Origin of the sequence: Teichococcus coralli, assembly GCF_009829925.1 — a bacterium.
Classification (GTDB): Bacteria; Pseudomonadota; Alphaproteobacteria; order Acetobacterales; family Acetobacteraceae; genus Pseudoroseomonas; species Pseudoroseomonas coralli.
This window is the reverse complement of record NZ_SNVJ01000020.1, coordinates 54,951-70,376: the sequence shown is the minus strand read 5'-3', so window position 1 is coordinate 70,376 and position 15,426 is coordinate 54,951. Positions and strand designations below refer to the sequence as shown.

Annotated in this window: 14 protein-coding genes; 6 read left to right on the top strand and 8 right to left on the bottom strand. The window is 73.4% G+C overall.

Translation table 11 applies throughout. The features are described from left to right. From E0493_RS18655 to E0493_RS18620, 8 genes are all read right to left on the bottom strand, one after another. Positions 1 to 246: a hypothetical protein gene (locus E0493_RS18655; RefSeq protein ID WP_160938768.1), complete on the bottom strand. Its 246-nt coding sequence runs from the start codon at positions 244 to 246 to the stop codon at positions 1 to 3. Further along, positions 243 to 1,625 (bottom strand): ATP-binding protein, encoded by a 1,383-nt coding sequence (locus E0493_RS18650; protein ID WP_160938767.1) that lies wholly within the window; start codon positions 1,623 to 1,625, stop codon positions 243 to 245. Before E0493_RS18650 ends, E0493_RS18655 begins: the two co-directional genes overlap by 4 nt. Further along, on the bottom strand, positions 1,622 to 2,650 hold the full coding sequence (locus tag E0493_RS18645; protein ID WP_160938766.1) for a DUF4255 domain-containing protein: 1,029 nt from the start codon (positions 2,648 to 2,650) through the stop codon (positions 1,622 to 1,624). The genes E0493_RS18650 and E0493_RS18645 overlap by 4 nt, the downstream gene beginning before the upstream one ends. A gap of 3 nt (positions 2,651 to 2,653) precedes the next feature. Then, positions 2,654 to 3,460, bottom strand: a complete 807-nt coding sequence (locus E0493_RS18640; RefSeq protein WP_160938765.1) for a hypothetical protein — start codon at positions 3,458 to 3,460, stop codon at positions 2,654 to 2,656. Beyond that, complete coding sequence (locus E0493_RS18635; protein WP_160938764.1) at positions 3,457 to 4,275, bottom strand: hypothetical protein; 819 nt, start codon at positions 4,273 to 4,275, stop codon at positions 3,457 to 3,459. The genes E0493_RS18640 and E0493_RS18635 overlap by 4 nt, the downstream gene beginning before the upstream one ends. A gap of 25 nt (positions 4,276 to 4,300) precedes the next feature. Then, complete coding sequence (locus E0493_RS18630) at positions 4,301 to 4,816, bottom strand: phage tail protein (protein ID WP_160938763.1); 516 nt, start codon at positions 4,814 to 4,816, stop codon at positions 4,301 to 4,303. Positions 4,817 to 4,837: 21 nt separating this feature from the next. Beyond that, entirely contained in the window at positions 4,838 to 7,111 is a 2,274-nt protein-coding gene (locus E0493_RS18625) for a phage tail sheath family protein (protein ID WP_160938762.1), read from the bottom strand. A 452-nt stretch (positions 7,112 to 7,563) separates the two neighbouring features. Then, positions 7,564 to 8,484 (bottom strand): dienelactone hydrolase family protein, encoded by a 921-nt coding sequence (locus tag E0493_RS18620; protein WP_160938761.1) that lies wholly within the window; start codon positions 8,482 to 8,484, stop codon positions 7,564 to 7,566. Positions 8,485 to 8,718: 234 nt separating this feature from the next. Here E0493_RS18620 and E0493_RS18615 point away from each other — a divergent pair, with 234 nt between their 5' ends. From E0493_RS18615 to E0493_RS18590, 6 genes are all read left to right on the top strand, one after another. Further along, positions 8,719 to 9,150 carry a DUF305 domain-containing protein gene (locus E0493_RS18615; RefSeq protein ID WP_160938760.1) on the top strand — a complete coding sequence of 144 codons (432 nt, stop codon included), beginning with the start codon at positions 8,719 to 8,721 and terminating at the stop codon, positions 9,148 to 9,150. A gap of 11 nt (positions 9,151 to 9,161) precedes the next feature. After that, positions 9,162 to 10,625: a YncE family protein gene (locus E0493_RS18610; protein ID WP_160938759.1), complete on the top strand. Its 1,464-nt coding sequence runs from the start codon at positions 9,162 to 9,164 to the stop codon at positions 10,623 to 10,625. Between the two features lie 64 nt (positions 10,626 to 10,689). Further along, positions 10,690 to 11,196 carry an RNA polymerase sigma factor gene (locus E0493_RS18605; protein WP_160938790.1) on the top strand — a complete coding sequence of 169 codons (507 nt, stop codon included), beginning with the start codon at positions 10,690 to 10,692 and terminating at the stop codon, positions 11,194 to 11,196. Beyond that, positions 11,193 to 11,984: an anti-sigma factor family protein gene (locus E0493_RS18600; protein ID WP_160938758.1), complete on the top strand. Its 792-nt coding sequence runs from the start codon at positions 11,193 to 11,195 to the stop codon at positions 11,982 to 11,984. Before E0493_RS18605 ends, E0493_RS18600 begins: the two co-directional genes overlap by 4 nt. A gap of 130 nt (positions 11,985 to 12,114) precedes the next feature. Further along, a complete protein-coding gene (gene msrP / locus E0493_RS18595) occupies positions 12,115 to 13,050 on the top strand; it encodes a protein-methionine-sulfoxide reductase catalytic subunit MsrP (protein ID WP_160938757.1) in 936 nt (311 codons plus the stop codon). A gap of 234 nt (positions 13,051 to 13,284) precedes the next feature. After that, complete coding sequence (locus E0493_RS18590) at positions 13,285 to 15,420, top strand: TonB-dependent siderophore receptor (RefSeq protein ID WP_235913873.1); 2,136 nt, start codon at positions 13,285 to 13,287, stop codon at positions 15,418 to 15,420. Positions 15,421 to 15,426: the final 6 nt, after the last annotated feature.

The following is a 15,426-nucleotide window of genomic DNA, read 5'->3' as shown; positions in this document are numbered from 1 at the left end:
CTATGGCCTCCCCTTCCCCTTCCCCTTCTCCTTCCCGGCCGCCGCCGCGCCGAGGCGCCCGCCCGCATCGGCCGCCAGCGCGGCGGCGGGGCGGCCAAGCCCGGGCAGGGTGACGGCGATCCGGCCGGGCGGCGCCTCGGCCCCGGCGAGTGCCGCGCCGGCCGCCTCCGCGATGCGGCGCGCATCCTGCGTGGCGGTCGGGGCGAGGCGGGCGGGCAGCACCAGGCGCAGGCGGCGGATCCTCATGACGGCACGCCCTCCAGGTGGTCGGCGAGGAAGCCGAGCTCGGAGCGCCGGACCTGGCGGTTGTCCTTGCGCAGCTCGGCCCAGACCGCGCGGGCGACATGGCGCGGCGCGATGGCGGCCTCCTCCTCGGCGGCGATGACGGCGGCATACCAGGCGGCGTTGTGGATCGCCCCGCCGGAGAGCCGCGCCGCCTGCGCCAGCGCGGCGGCGTCGAGCCCGGCGGCGCGGGGCGCGTTCGGCGGCAGCAGGGCGGCCCAGAGCTGCGCGCGGGCCGCGGCATCGGGCGGCGGGAAGTCCACCACGATCTGGAAGCGGCGCAGAAAGGCGGAGTCGATGTTGGTGCGGAGGTTGGTGGTGAGGATCACCGGTCCCGCATGCCGCTCGAAGCGCGACAGGAGGTGCGACACCTCCAGGTTGGCGTAGCGGTCGCGCGCGTCGGAGATCTCGCCGCGCTTGCCGAGCAGCCCGTCCGCCTCGTCGATCTGCAGCACGGCGCGGCGCCCCTCCAGCGCGTCGAGCAGCGCGTTCACGTTCTGCTCGGTCTCGCCGATGTACTTCGACATGATGCGGCCGAGGTCGAGCGTGTAGAGCGCCCAGGGCACGCCGCAGGCGCGGCCCAGCTCGGCGGCGACCACCGCGGCGGCGAAGCTCTTGCCGGTCCCGGAGGGGCCGGCGAAGAGCGCCAGCGGCCCGCCCAGGCGGCGCCCGCCCCAGCCGGCCGCGATCTGCTCGCCGAAGCGGATCCAGGCGACATAGTCGCGCAGCGAGCGGAGCGCGGCTTCCGGCAGCACCAGGTCCCCGAAGCGGCCGCCGGGCGGCGCGAGATGCGCGCCCGGCGGCGGCGCGAGGCCGGTGGCCCGGCCCAGCACCGCCCGGGTGGCCCGCAGCGTGGGGCGGATGCACTGGTAGGCCCCCTCCCCCTCCACCCGCAGCAGGCCGCCGGCGACCAGGGGCGCGGTGGGGTCGAGCCGGGCGAAGAGGCGCGAGACCTCCTCGCCGCCCTCCAGCGAGAGCAGTTCCTGCAGCGTCGCGAGGCAGGGATAGGGGCCGCCGACCTGCGGCTGCAGGGATTGCAGCCGGGGCGCCAGGGCGGGCTGCGCTTCCGGCAGCAGGGCCAGCGCCAGGAGGTCGAGATCGAGCTGCACGAAGCCGCCGAGCACCTCGGGCGGCACCTCCGCGGCCAGCGGCGCCCATCCGCCGGCCTCGCGAAGGGCCGCGACCTCGGCGGCGATGGCTTCGAAGCGGGTGGTGAAGTCCTCCGCGGGGGCGTCGCCCGTCCGCAAGGCTTCGGCGAGGGTGACCAGCAGCGCCAGCCGCGCCCATTCGGCGTCCAGCATGCCCTGGCCTCGGGCCGGGAGGGGAGGCTGCGGCTTCGTCATGCGCCCTCCACCCGGATCTCGAGCATGTTGGCAGGGGCCGCCTCCGGCAGCGGCTGCCCGGCGGCGTCCGCCGGGCGGGTCATCAGCCGCGCGCGGTCGCCCGCCGCCGGGTTGTCGAGCGTGATGGTCACGCGCGCGGCGGGCTCGTCGATGCGGGCGGTGCTGAGGCGGAAGACCTGCGGCGGCTGCGTGTCGGTGCTGGCATCCGCGCGCGTCCAGGCCACCTCGATGGCGACCTTCTCGCCGGACGGGCCGGCCAGCGCGACCTCCGCCTGGCCGGTGCCGGGCGGCAGGCTTCGGCGGTTGGTCAGGCCCGCATCCCCGGCGAGAAGCTGCAGCGGCAGCCAGTCCGTCGGCGGCGCCCCCCCGCTCCTGCCCGCGCGCGGGATGGGGTGGCTGTCCGGGCCGGGCATGACGAAGGCCTGGTCCCGCCCCGCCATGCTGCCCGCCACGTCGAGAATGGCCGTGCGCACCGGGCCTGCGGGCTCATGGAGGGCCAGCGGCTCGATCGGGACGAGGGCGAACTCGTAGGCGGCCGAGACCCGGTAGGCGAGCTCGCCCCCCTGCGTGGTCCAGATGTGGTTGATCTCCTCCATGGAGGGTGCCTGCAGGATCGCCCGCAGCCGGTAGTCGCGATGCGGCGCGTTGCGGAAATCGCCTTCCCCCGCCGGACCGCCGGGAAAGACCGCCGGCAGCACGGGATTGCTTTGCAGCACCCGGATGGCGTGGCCGAGCACCCGCAGCTCGATATCCTCCGGCGGATTGTTCTTGTCGCCGGGAAAGGGGGTGATGAGCGTGTGCAGCCGCACGAAGAACGGCTCCTCGGCGCCGCTGCCGGCGTGAAAGCCGGAGGGCGCGATGCGGTAGACGAAGATGTTGAGGACGTGCTTGTCGCTGTCCTTGGCCCGTTCGTGCGCGCGCAGGGGCGTGTCGATCGAGATGATCACGTCCTCGCCGAACTCGGTGTCGAGATAGTCGGCGATGCCCTGCACCGCGACCGACAACGACGAGGCCGCGACCGCCATGGCTCACAGCCTCCCCAGGTAGCGGGCGCGGATCAGCCGGTGCCGGTCGGTGCCGGTCGCGGCGCGCGCCGGCGCGGCGGGTTCATGGATCATCACCTCGACCTGCTCGATGAACACCGAAGGACGCTCCGCCGCCGGCGCCTGCGGCAAGCTGGAGTTTTCCATCGGGGGCGGCAGGGCCGGCCCGGCCGCGAAGGGGGGGTCGCCCGTGGAAGGTCCGGCTTCCGGCGCGGCGAACGGCCCGCTGCCGGCTGGCATGGTCGCACCGGCGCCGGCGGGCGGCAGGGCCGTGAGCGCGGAGGGGGAGGCCGCGGGCGCGGGCGGAGCCACCGCGCGGCGCAGGGCACGCAGGTTCCGCGGCGGCGGCTCGTGCGCCAGCGCATCGGGAACCTGTTCGTCCTCCGGCCGCAGGGTCGCGGGGTCGGGCTCGGCGGCGCGGCGGGTCGGCTCCTCGTCACGCGGTTGCGGCGGCTCCGGCGCGGCGCGATGGATCACGGGGCCAAGCTCCGCGTCCTCCGCGCGCTCCTTCTCCGCGTCAGGGTCGGTGGAAAGCCGCCGCGCCGGCAGGCGCTGCACCGGCGCCTTCTCCTCTGCCTCGGGCGGCGCCTCGGCAGACGGCGGCGCCGGAGCGCGGGCGAGGCGCTGGGCCACGCGCTGGTCCAAGCGCTGGTCCTCTGGCGCCTCATCCTCTTCCGGCAGTTCCGTGCGCATGGCGGGGGCGCCGCCCAATCCCTTGGCCGCAAGGCTGGGCGCGGCGGAGGGCAGGACCCCTGCGCGGATGGCGATGCGCCGCAGAAAGCTGGCGCTCATGGCAGGCCCATCCCCCGGTGGCCGAGCCGCGCCTGGCGATCGCGCTCGATCAGCGCCGCATAGTCGTGCCGCCGCGCCGCCGGCATGGCCAGGATCGCCTCCTGCGACCACCCATAGGCGCTGGCCAGGAGATGGACCTCGCGCAGGATGCCCCGCGGCGCCGGATAGCCGAAGCGGAAGGGGTCCACCCGTGCGACCGCCGCGCCGCCGCAGGAGGGGCAGGTGCTGGCCACCGCCTCGCCAAGCTCGGGAGAGATTTCCTCCAGCGCCGCGTCGATGCGCTCGCAATCCGCCTCGGTGAAGCGGTGCGCCTCCGTCTCCGCCTCGGGCGAAAGCCCGCAAAGCGCCAGCAGCCGGCGCCGGGGATCGGGGCCGGCGGCCTCGGCGAGCGCCTCCTCGTGCCCGCCGTTCGGCGCCTCGAAGCCGCGCCGGCCGAGGCTGGTCTCCACGGAGGCCACGGGAAAAGCCGCGCCCGGCTCGCGCAGCGGCATGGCCCGCAGGTCGAGCGAGAGGTCGTAGGCCGCGCCGCAGGTGTCGCAGTCCGCCTCGAACCAGGCGAGGTCCGGCCGGAAGCGCAGCGCGGCGCGGCGGAGCAGCCATTCGCGCGTGCCGCAGGAGAGCGATCGGGCGAGCGCCGGCGTCATCGGCGCGCCCTCGAGCCCCTCGATCAGCGCGTCGAGCAGCGCGGTGGCACGCTGCGGGCGCGGTGCCGCCGCCGCCGCCGCCTCGGCGACCGCCAGCTCGAAGGCGCCCAGGGCCGGGCGCCAGACGACGGCGGGAAGCGCGACGGGATGGGTGCTCGGCTGCCGGTCCATGCTCCGCCTCCTGCGGCCCCGCGCCTCAGCTCTCCACCCGCTCCTGCACGCCGAGGTCGCGCACGAACCCCTCGTGCTGGACCATGATGGACTGGATGGCGATGGTGTTCATGTTGTTGGCGTCGAACTCCGGCAGCGCCTGGAACTCCGAGACCCAGGCCCGCCGCAGGCGATAGGTGAGCACCGGCGTGCCGCCCTGCAGGTCGAGCACGTTGATGACCACCTCGCGGCGGTAGTTCAGCAGGCTCATTCCCGCATCGCCCTCGGCGACGTTGTTGACGGCATTGGCCCATTCCTCGAAGACGCGGTCCTGGCTCAGGCCCTGCTCCAGCGAGACGGCCTCGAAGCTGCTGCCGCCGGGGATCACGCGCTGGTTCGAGGGATCGCCGGCGCTGCGCCACTTCACCACCTCGGTGGTGCGCTTCAGCGCGCCCATCTTGGACAGGCCCGCGACGGTTCGGCCGCCGATCACGACCTGGAACTTGAAGGTCCGGTAGGGGTCGTAGCGGTGCGCGTTGGCGGGAAACATCGGAGCCGGCATGGTCCTCTCCCTCCTGTCCGGTCAGGCCGTGCGGCCGACGATCTGCTGGATCTGCACGACGACGAACTCGGCCGGCTTCAGCGGCGCGAAACCGACCACCAGCCGGACGATGCCGGCATCGATGTCGCCCTGCGTCATCGTGGCGTCGAGGCCGCAGCGGACATAGAAGGCATCGGAGGCCTTCTCGCCCTGGAAGGCGCCGGCGCGGTAGAGACCCTCCATGAAGTTGGTGCCGGCGGCGCGCAGGCTGGCCCAGAGGCGGTGGTCGTTGGGCTCGAAGACCATGGCCTGCAGCGCGTTGTAGAGGCTCTCGCCGATCATGCTCTGCGTGCGGCGCACCGAGATGTAGCGGAACTCCGGCTTGGTCTTGGTGGCCAGTGTGCGCGCGCCCCAGATCACCGTGGGACCGATGATGGCGCGCAGGCAGTTCACGCCCCATTCGTTCAGGTTGTCCTGCAGGTCGTTGCCGATCAGCACGTTCGGCCCAAGGGTTCCGCGCAGCTCCGCCTCCAGCCCGGCGGGCGCCTTCCATGGCCCGCGCGCGGCATCGATGCGCGCCCACATGCCGGCGGCGAAGGCGCCCGGCCCGACCTCGAAGGTCTTCGGCCGGTTGGCCGCGGTGTCCGGGTCGTAATGCGGGTTGGCCACGGTCAGCCAGGGATAGTAGAGTACCGCGTAGGGCGAGGTCGGCGCGCCGAGCTGCTTCACGTCGTTCGGCGATTCGAGCCGCGCATTCTCCGCCGGGTTCGGCGGGTCCACGAGCACCAGGCGGTTCTGCATGAACTCGGCATGGTCGATCGCCGCCTCGATGGCGCTGTTGTCGCCGCCCGGGTGCCAGTGCTGGCCCGGCAGCACCAGGATGCCGATGTCGCGGTGGTCGCGCAGGCGGTGCAGCGCGTCGCGGTAGTCGGCAGGCTTCGGCAGGCCGTAATCCGCGCCGCCCGCCAGGCGCGAGAGCGCCGCGTTCCTTTCCGCGTCGAAAACCTGCGGGTACTCCAGCACCGTTGCCCGCGCGGCGGTCGCGGTTGCCGCATCGGTGAGGCCGAGGTCGCCGGCCGCGCTGCCGCCCGACACGGTGACGGCGTTGGCGGCGCTGCCGCCCTCGCGGCGCAAGGCCAGCCTGCCGCTCTGCACCGCCGCGCGGAACTCCGGCACGGCGCCCGCATCGGCATGCATCAGTTCCTCGATCTTCGCCGCCACGGCGGCCAGGTCGGCCAGCCCCTCCGGCAGGGTGATGGTCTTGGGCGGCCCGTCGCCTATCCGGATGTCGAGGGTCTTGTCCTTCAGCGTCGCGAAGTCGAGGCCCGCGGCGGGCGTGGCCATGGCGGCGGTGGGATCAAGGCCGAGCCGCATCGCCAGCGCGCCGCCGGCGACCGTCACCGCGGGGTCGCTGCCGCTGTCCGGCGGCACGAGCAGCAGGCGCGCATCCGCCGTGGTCTGCGCGGAAAAGCCGGGGATGGCGTCGGCGGCGTTTTCCGGCCGGGTGATGCGGTCCCGGATGGTCCGGGCGATGGCCGCCAGCGAGGTCTCGCCGCCGGGCGCGGCGACCTCCACCGCCTTGCCGTTCACCGTGACCGTCATCTTGGGGTCGGCGGGAAGGCCGGTGAGGTCCACCGCCGGCACCGGCGCGCCGAGAAAGGCCTTGAGGCGGCCGCCGCCCTCTTCCCCGGCGATGGCCTTGCGCGCCACCCGGACCAGCGTGGAGGTGTTCTGCACGCGGCTGACGAGATAGCGCCCGCTGGCCGGGTCGAGCACCAGGCCGCCGATCCGCTCGATGGCCAGCACGCCCTTCGCCGGCGCGGCAGGGTCCCGCAGGAAGCCGACCGACAACTCGTATTCGGCCTTCAGGGGGTTGTCGTCCTCGGCCGTGCGGCGCAGCGCCACGAAAAGGTCGTTGGCCCATTCGCCGGGCGAGGCGGCCTCGAAGTAGAAGGCGCCGGCGCCGTCGCGCGGGTCGGCGATGGAAGCCTTCGCGGAGCGCGCCGGCCCCGCATCGCCGACGGGCACGATATAGGCCTTCCTGCCGCCGTTGGCGAAAAAGGCGGTGACGGCGTGGCCGAACCAATCGGGGGCCTCGCCCCTGTCGCGGATGCCGCCGCCGCGGCCGTCCAGCGTCCCGAACCGCAGTGCGAACAGTGCCATGTCGGACAGGAAGACCGGCTTGCCCGTATGCGCGGTGACCGCCTCGCCGCGCCCGAGATGGCCGATGAAGGCGGCCACCGAGGGGGATGCCGTCTCCACGGCCAGCAGGCCGGACGGCACATGCTCCACATAAACGCCAGGATGCTGGTACATGGCTGGTTCCTTGGCCTGGGCCCGGCGTCCTGCCCGGCCTGCTGCGCACCATCCCGGAGCCGGCGGCGCCGCCCCGGGTTCCTCAGCGCCCGCTCAGGGCCGCACCGTCCCGCCGGGCAGGCGCGCGCTGCTTCCTCCGCTGACCGGATGCCGCTCCTTGACCGCCATCAGTCTCCCTTGCCTCCGCGCTGTGCAGGATGCCGGCGCGAGCGCATCAAGCCGAGTCCGGCCGGCCGCCGGGATGCGCCGGCCGAAGCTGCCGCCCGTCGTTCGGGCGGATCGCGCCAGGCGAGGCCGCATGGCCGTCCGTTCCGGAGCTGCGCCCGGGCTGGGGACGCCCCGCCGGAGCGGGCGGGCTGGCGCGATTATTCCGTGCGGCCGATCAGCGTCACAACCAAAAAAGATGCAATATCGTAACATTATCCTGAGAGGCGAGGAGGGCTTCGGCCGTCTCAGGCGAGGTGGTGCCGGAAGAAGGCGGTTGTCCGCTCCCAGGCCAGCCGGGCGGCCGCCTCGTCGTGGCGTGGCGTCGAGTTGTTGTGAAAGCCGTGCTGCGTGCCGGGATAGACGTGCATCGCGTGGGGCACGCCGCTGGCCTTCAGGGCGGCCTCGAAGGCGGGCCACATGGCGTTGATGCGCGCGTCGTGCTCGGCATAATGGAGCTGCAGCGGCGCCTCGATGGATGGCACGCCCGCGGTCTCGGCGGCGGCGCCGTAGAACGGCACGCCGGCCTGCAGGTCCGGCCCGAGCGCCACGGCGAGCGCGTTGGTCGTGCTGCCGCCCCAGCAGAAGCCGGTGATCCCGAGCTTGCCGGAGGAAAGCGCGTGCGCCTTCAGCCAGCGGGCGCCGTTGAGCATGTCGGTGCGCAGCCGGGCCTGGTCGAGCCCCGTCTGGAGGGCGCGCCCGTCGTCGTCGTTGCCGGGATAGCCGCCGGCGGGGAAGAGGCCGTCCGGCGCCAGCGCCAGGAAGCCTTGCACGGCGAGCCGCCGGGCCACGTCCTCGATGTAGGGGTTCAGGCCGCGGTTCTCGTGGATGACAAGGACGGCCGGAAAGGGGCCGGCCCCGGCCGGCCGCACGAGATAGCCGCGCATGGCGCCGGAATTCCCGCCGGGCGAGGGATAGGTGGCGTAGCTGGCCTTGATGCGCTCGTCGGCGAAGGAGACCGTCTGTGCCTGCGCGTAGCGGGGGAGCAGCGCCTGCGCCATGGCCATCCCGCCGGCGGTGACGGCGGCGGCGCGTTGCAGAAAGGTTCGCCGGTCGATCCGGCCGTGGCAGTACTCGTCGTAGAGGTCGAAGACGCGCTGGTCGATCTCCCCCTGCGTCAGCGCGCCGTGCTGCGGGAATGGTGATGGGCGGTTCTGGTCGTCGGCCATGGCGGGACTCCCTCGCTGCGGGCAAGGGGCCATCGTCCCGGCCTCCGGGGCGCGCGCTTGCCGGGCGGGAATGGTATCCGGCCCGCGAAGCGCCTGGCAACCATGGCGCGGGACGGCGCGCCGCCCGCGGGAATTCTTCGCGGCGGAAATTTTTCGCTCGGGACGGGAATAATCCGGCCGCGCCGGGGGTCTGTTCCGCATCGCCCGCCTCGCGCCACAGCCGAAGGACCCGTGATGCGCTTCCCGACCCGCGCGGCCCCGCCGGCCCGCCTGCTGCTGCTCGTGCTGCTCGGTGCCGGCGCGGCATCCGCCCATGAGGGCCACCATCGCGCCGCGCCGGCGGGCGAGGCGCCCTTTCTCGCCGAGAACGCCGCCGCGATGGAGCGGATGATGGCGGCGATGGCCATCCCGCCGAGCGGCGATGTGGACCGCGACTTCGTGGCCATGATGGTGCCGCACCACCAGGGCGCCATCGACATGGCCACCGCCCTGCTCCGCCACGGCAGCGACAACCCGCAACTGCTGCGCCTGGCGCAGGAGGTCATCGTCACGCAGCAGCAGGAGATCGCCGCCATGCGGCTGGCGCTCGGCGACCCGCTGCCGTCCGCCATGCCCGCGCCGACCCGGCCAGGCGCGGCGGCGCCACCCGTCACCTCCGCACGCTGAGGGAAAATTGCATGAAAGCCTCGCTTCTTGCCACCGCCTGCCTGGCCGGCGGCCTCCTCGCGGCTGCGGCGCCGGCCCCGGCCCCAGCAGTGGCGGGCCAGGCGCCGCGGGCCGCGGCCGCGCCGGACGTGCCGATCTCGCACCGCGACCGCGTCTATGCGGCCGAGCAGTTCTCCAACACCGTCTCCGTCACCGACCCGGCGAGCAACGCGCTGCTCGGCGTCATCCGGCTCGGCGACCCGCAGCCGGGCAACCTCAGCCCGCTCTACCGCGGCCAGGTGCTGGTGCACGGCCTGGGCTTCTCGCCGGACCGCCGGACGCTCGCCGTGGTCTCGATCGGCAGCAACGCCGTCACCTTCATCGACACCGCCACCAATGCGGTGAAGCATACCACCTATCTCGGCCGCTCCCCGCACGAGGCCTTCTTCACCCCGGACGGCGGGGAGGTCTGGATCACCATCCGCGGCGAGGACTATGTCGCGGTTCTGGATGCCGCGACCTATGCGGAAAAGGCGCGCATCAAGGTGCCGGGCGGACCGGGCATGACGATCTTCTCGCCGGACGGGCAATACGGCTATGTCTGCTCCTCCTTCAATTCGGAGACGGTGGTGATCTCCGTGGCGGAGCACAGCATCGCCGGCCGCATGCGGCAGGAGACGGCCTTCTGCCCCAACATCGCGGCCACCCCCGACGGCAGCCAGGTCTGGCTGACGCTGAAGGACGTCGGCAAGGCGATGGCGTTCAACGCCCGGCCGCCCTTCAACCTGCTGCGCAGCTTCGAGACCGGCCCGATCACCAACCACGTCAACTTCGCCGCCACGCCGCGCGGCACCTTCGCCTATGTCACCGTCGGCGGGCTGAACGAGGTGAAGGTGTTCCGCACCGACGACTTCTCGCAGGTCGCCACGATCCCGGTCGGCAAGCTGCCGCACGGGCTGTGGCCCGCGGGTGACGGCAGCCGCATCTATGTCGGGCTGGAGAATGCCGACGCGCTGGCGGCGATCGACACCGCCCGCAACCAGGTCGTCGCCACCATCCCCGTCGGTCAGGCGCCCCAGGCCATCGTCTATGTTCCGGACGCCGTGCCGGAGGGCGACGGAAAGGCCGGCCTGCAGCCGCTTGGCCTTGCCGGCGCGGTGACGCAGCTGAGCCTCGGCGCCCCGGGCGGCAAGGAGAAGGCGACCAGCGTCGCGCTGTTCGACCAGGGGCTGACGCAGGTGCTGCAGGCCTCCGTGACCGGGCTGGAGCCGCGCGAGCCCTACCTGCTGGCGCTGGCCGCCGAGCCGGACGGCGGCGGCGCGCGCGAGCCGCTGGCCGGCTTCACGAGCAATCCCGCCGGCTCGGCCATCGTCAACGCGGTGGGGCCGATCCGGCAGGTCGTGCAGGAGGGTGGCGCGGCGCCGCGGCGCTACCTCGTCATCCTGCCGGGCGGAGCGGGCGAGGGCGCGCCGGCCGTGCAGGTGCAGCAGCCATGACGCTGGCGGCCCGCGCATCGTCGCGGGATGGGCGGGCCGGAGGAGGGAGCGGCCGGTGACCGACATGGCGCGCCTGATCGAGCCGCTGATCCCGTCGCTGCGGCGCTATGCCCGCGCTTTGCTGCGCGACCGCAGCGCCGCCGACGACCTGGTGCAGGACGGGCTGGAGCGGGCCGTCAGCCGCTGGCACCAGCGCCGCCAGGACGGCGACGCGCGCAGCTGGCTCTTCGCCATCGTGCACAACCTGGCGGCCAACCGGCTGCGGCAAGCCGCGCGCCGCGGCCCGCACCTGCCGCTGGAGGCCGCCGGGGAAGCCGCGCCCGGCCTGGCGCCGGCGCAGGAGGCGGGGCTGCGGCACCGCGACCTGCTGCGCGCCCTGGCCGGCCTGCCGGAGGAGCAGCGCAGCGTGCTGCTGCTCGTCTCGGTCGAGGACCTGTCCTATGCCGAGGCGGCGCGCGTGCTCGGCGTCCCCATCGGCACGGTGATGTCGCGCCTGGCGCGCGGCCGCGAGCGGTTGCGGCTGGCGATGGATGGCGCCGCCGGGGCGGCGCATCTGCGGAGGATCAAATGAGCGGACGCCCGATCACCGAGGACGACCTGCACGGGCTCGTGGACCTCGCGCTCGACGCCGCGCGGCAGGCGGAGGTGGAGGCCTGGCTGGCGGCGCATCCGGCGGAGGCGGCGCGCGTCGAGGCCTATCGCCGCCAGCGCGCGGCGCTGCGCGAGGCATTGGCGCCGGTCGCCAGCGAGCCGGTGCCGCCGGAGCTGAACCTGGCGCGCCTGCTCGAGCGGCGCTGGCCTGCCCGCCCGCTGCCCTGGCGCGCCGCCGCGGCGGCGGTGCTGCTGCTGGGCCTGGGGGGCGCCGGCGGCTGGTGGCTGCGCGACGCCGCCCGGCCGGAGACGAGGGGGCTCGCCGCCCTGGCGCAGCAGGCGGCGGACAGCTACGCCGTCTATGCGCCCGATCGCCAGCGGCCGGTGGAGCTGCGCGCCGCCAGCCAGGCGGAGCTGGTGTCCTGGATGTCCGATCGCCTGGGGCGGCGGATCACCGTGCCGGACCTTTCCGCCGCGGGCTATCGGCTGATGGGCGGCCGGCTGGTGCCGACGCCGCAGGGCCCGGCGGCGCTGTTCATGTACGACGACGACCGCGGCTCCCGGCTGGTGCTGCTGGCCCGCACCATGCCGGCGCAGGACGACACGCCCATGTCCGGCCGCTCCCGCGGCGGCATGGAATCCTTCACCTGGGCGGCGGGCGGCGCCGGCTATAGCCTCGTCGGCGCGATCGCGCCCACCGCGCTGCACCCGCTCGCCGACGAGGTTCGCCGGCAGATGGCGGGCCGCAGCCTCCGAGAGCCGGTTTGAGACGGGGGCGCGGCGGGGAACGGGGTTTTTTCGCGGCGCGCGGGGAATAAGGCGACCCGCGCGGTGTCTGTGTTTGAGGCAGGCCGCCCCGCACCCCGTGCGGGCCGCCAGACCGAGCGAGGATGACGCAATGCCAGGCTTCTCCATCCCTCCCCTTCCAGGCTCCGAGATCACGCCGCGCGCCGCGTGGCTGGACCGGCGCCGGCTGCTCGCCGCCTCGGCCGGGCTGGCGCTCGGCGGCGCACGGCCGGCCCGGGCCGCCCCGCTGCAGGGCGCGCCAAGCCCGCTCTCCACCGACGAGAAGCCGACCAGCCTGGAGGACGTCACCGGCTACAACAACTTCTATGAATTCGGCACCGACAAGTCCGACCCCAAGGCGCATGCCGGGAAGCTGACGACGCAGCCCTGGACGGTGAAGGTGGACGGGCTCGTCAACCACCCGGCCGACTACCAGCTTGAGGACTTCATCAAGCCCTTCGCGCTGGAGGACCGCGTCTACCGGCACCGCTGCGTGGAAGCCTGGTCCATGGTGGTCCCCTGGCTGGGCTTCCCGCTGGCCGAGGTGCTGAAGCGGGCGGAGCCGCAAGGCGCGGCGAAGTACGTCGCCTTCACCACGCTGGTGCGCCCCTCCGAGATGCCGGGCCAGCGCGGCTTCTTCCAGGTGCTGCAATGGCCCTATGTCGAGGGGCTGCGGCTGGACGAGGCCATGCACCCGCTCACCATCCTCGCCCTCGGCCTTTATGGCGAGACGCTGCCGAACCAGAACGGCGCGCCGCTGCGCCTCGTCGTGCCGTGGAAGTACGGCTTCAAGGGCATCAAGTCGATCGTGCGGATCAGCCTGCTCGACAAGCAGCCGCCGACCTCCTGGAACCGCGAGGCGCCCGGCGAGTACGGCTTCTACGCCAACGTCAACCCGGAGGTGGACCACCCGCGCTGGAGCCAGGGGAGCGAGCGGGTGATCGGCTCCGGCTTCTTCGGCCGCCGCAAGCCGACGCTGAAGTTCAACGGCTACGGCGAGCAGGTGGCGGGGCTCTACGCCGGGATGGACCTGCGCGCGAACTTCTGACCGCCCGCAGCGCCGGCCACGCCACGATCCCGGACGGCAACCACCCCGCCCTCGGGGCGGGAGGCCGCGGCATGCCTTCGCGGCCTTGGCGCTATTGCGTATCATTCTCAACAATGGCAAAGCTGGCGCGCAACATTTCCGCCGAGGTCCTGCATGATCTGCGCGCCGCCGCTGCGTCCAATCCTTCTGGCATCCGCTGCGCTGGTCGGGCTGGCCGGCCCGGCCCCGGCCCAGATGCCGGTCCCGGAAAGCGCCGAGGCCCCGGCGCCGGTGGTGACGCTGCCGAGCGTCGAGGTGCAGGCAACGGCCTGGCGTGCCTGGGAGAGTGTTCCCGGCTATGTCGCGCCGGTCACCACCACCGGCTCCAAGACCGACACGCCGCTGATCGAGGCGCCGCAATCCGTCGCCGTCGTCACCCGCGACCAGGTGGACGACCAGGCGGCGCTCAGCGTCTCGCAGGCGCTGCGCTACACCGCCGGTGTGCTGGGTGAGGTGCGCCCCTCCGCCCGCTACGACAGCGTCTTCGTGCGCGGCTTCGGCGGCCAGGGCACCGGCGCCGCCTTCGTCAACTTCCTCGACGGGCTGCGCCAGGGGCGCGGCCTCTATTTCGGCGTGCCCAACACCGACCCCTGGCTGCTGGAGCGCATCGAGGTGCTGCGCGGCCCCGCCTCGGTGCTGTACGGCCAGACCGGCGTCGGCGGGCTGGTCAACCTGGTCAGCCGACGGCCCACGGCCGGCCAGGTCAACGAGGTGCGGATCGAGGCCGGCAGCAACGCCCTGCTGCAGGCCGCCTTCGACCTCGGCGGCGCGGCGACGGAGGATGGCAGGTTCCTCTACCGCCTGACCGGCATCGCGCGGACGGCGAACACGCAGTATGACCACACGGAGGAGGAGCGGGTCGCCATCGCGCCCGCCTTCACCTGGCGGCCGGACGACAGCACCAGCCTCACGCTCCTCGCCTCCTACCAGCACGACCCGGAAGGCGGCTTCTACAACTTCGTGCCGGCCTCCGGCTCGGTGCTGTACAACCCGAACGGCAGGCTTCCCCGCAGCTTCTTCGGCGGCGATCCGGCCTATGACAGGTTCACCCGCACCCAGGCCGCGATCGGCTACCAGCTCGAGCACCGGCTCGGCGACACCTGGACCCTGCGGCAGAACTTCCGCTACGCGCATATCGACGCCGAGGTGAACGTGCTGTCGATCCGCTCCGTGGGCGCGGACCAGCGGACCGGCACGCGCAGCGCCACCTTCGTCTCCGACCATGCCAACGCCTATGCGCTGGACAACCAGGCGCAGGCCACCTTCACCACCGGCGCGCTGAAGCACACGGCGCTGTTCGGGATCGACTGGCAGCGCACCTCCGCCCGTGCGCGGCAGGGGCTCGGCCGCGCGCCCAGCATCGACCTCTTCGCGCCCGCCTACGGCCAGTTCATTCCGCCGATCCTGACCGGGCCGGCGGGGCTGACCAACCAGAACCTGGACCAGCTCGGCTTCTACGCCCAGGACCAGGTCGCGCTCGGCCGCTGGCGCTTCAACGCCGGCCTGCGCTACGACCGCGCCACCATCGGCACCACCACGCACCAGGCGAGCGGCGCCGATGCGGCGATCACCTCGCAGGCCGACGACGAGGTGACCTGGCGCGTGGGCGCGCTCTACCTCTTCGACAACGGCCTGGCGCCCTATGCCAGCTACTCCACCTCCTTCCTGCCCAACACCGGCACCGCGGCGCCGCAGCGCGGCGGCGGCAACTTCGCGCCGACCACCGGCGAGCAGTACGAGGCCGGCATCAAGTACCAGCCGCCCGGCATGAACAGCTTCATCCAGCTTGCCGCCTACCACATCAGGCAGCAAAACGTGCTGACGCGCGACCCGCTCTACACGACCTACAGCACGCCGCAGGGCGAGATCCGCTCCCGCGGCGTCGAGCTGGAGGGCCGCGCCAGCCTGACCGACAGCCTCGACCTGATCGGCGCCTACTCCTACATCGACGCCGAGATCACCAGGAGCAACGTGCCGGGCGTCGCCGGCAACCGCGTGCCGCAGGTGCCGAACCACATGGCGAGCGGATGGGCGAACCATCGCTTCCGCGACGGGCCGCTGCGGGGCCTCTCCGTGGGCGGCGGCGTCCGCTATGTCGGCGCGACCGCCGGCAACGACACGAACACCTTCGAGGTGGGCGCGGTGACGCTGTTCGACGCGGCGCTGCGCTACGACCTTGGCGCGCGCTTCGAGAGCGCCAGGGGCGTGGAGTTCGCCCTCAACGCCCAGAATCTCGCCGACAAGGACTATGTCGCGAGCTGCTCCTCGGCGACGGCCTGCTACTACGGGACGGGCCGGCTGGTCCTCGGCTCGCTGCGCGCGCGGTGGTGAGCGGCG

Excerpts from the sequence above, each read along its gene's own strand:
- E0493_RS18655 (WP_160938768.1), bottom strand. The coding sequence starts at position 246 with ATGAGGATCCGCCGCCTGCGCCTGGTGCTGCCCGCCCGCCTCGCCCCG.
- E0493_RS18650 (WP_160938767.1), bottom strand. The coding sequence starts at position 1,625 with ATGACGAAGCCGCAGCCTCCCCTCCCGGCCCGAGGCCAGGGCATGCTG.
- E0493_RS18645 (WP_160938766.1), bottom strand. The coding sequence starts at position 2,650 with ATGGCGGTCGCGGCCTCGTCGTTGTCGGTCGCGGTGCAGGGCATCGCC.
- E0493_RS18640 (WP_160938765.1), bottom strand. The coding sequence starts at position 3,460 with ATGAGCGCCAGCTTTCTGCGGCGCATCGCCATCCGCGCAGGGGTCCTG.
- E0493_RS18635 (WP_160938764.1), bottom strand. The coding sequence starts at position 4,275 with ATGGACCGGCAGCCGAGCACCCATCCCGTCGCGCTTCCCGCCGTCGTC.
- E0493_RS18630 (WP_160938763.1), bottom strand. The coding sequence starts at position 4,816 with ATGCCGGCTCCGATGTTTCCCGCCAACGCGCACCGCTACGACCCCTAC.
- E0493_RS18625 (WP_160938762.1), bottom strand. The coding sequence starts at position 7,111 with ATGTACCAGCATCCTGGCGTTTATGTGGAGCATGTGCCGTCCGGCCTG.
- E0493_RS18620 (WP_160938761.1), bottom strand. The coding sequence starts at position 8,484 with ATGGCCGACGACCAGAACCGCCCATCACCATTCCCGCAGCACGGCGCG.
- E0493_RS18615 (WP_160938760.1), top strand. The coding sequence starts at position 8,719 with ATGCGCTTCCCGACCCGCGCGGCCCCGCCGGCCCGCCTGCTGCTGCTC.
- E0493_RS18610 (WP_160938759.1), top strand. The coding sequence starts at position 9,162 with ATGAAAGCCTCGCTTCTTGCCACCGCCTGCCTGGCCGGCGGCCTCCTC.
- E0493_RS18605 (WP_160938790.1), top strand. The coding sequence starts at position 10,690 with ATGGCGCGCCTGATCGAGCCGCTGATCCCGTCGCTGCGGCGCTATGCC.
- E0493_RS18600 (WP_160938758.1), top strand. The coding sequence starts at position 11,193 with ATGAGCGGACGCCCGATCACCGAGGACGACCTGCACGGGCTCGTGGAC.
- msrP (WP_160938757.1), top strand. The coding sequence starts at position 12,115 with ATGCCAGGCTTCTCCATCCCTCCCCTTCCAGGCTCCGAGATCACGCCG.
- E0493_RS18590 (WP_235913873.1), top strand. The coding sequence starts at position 13,285 with ATGCCGGTCCCGGAAAGCGCCGAGGCCCCGGCGCCGGTGGTGACGCTG.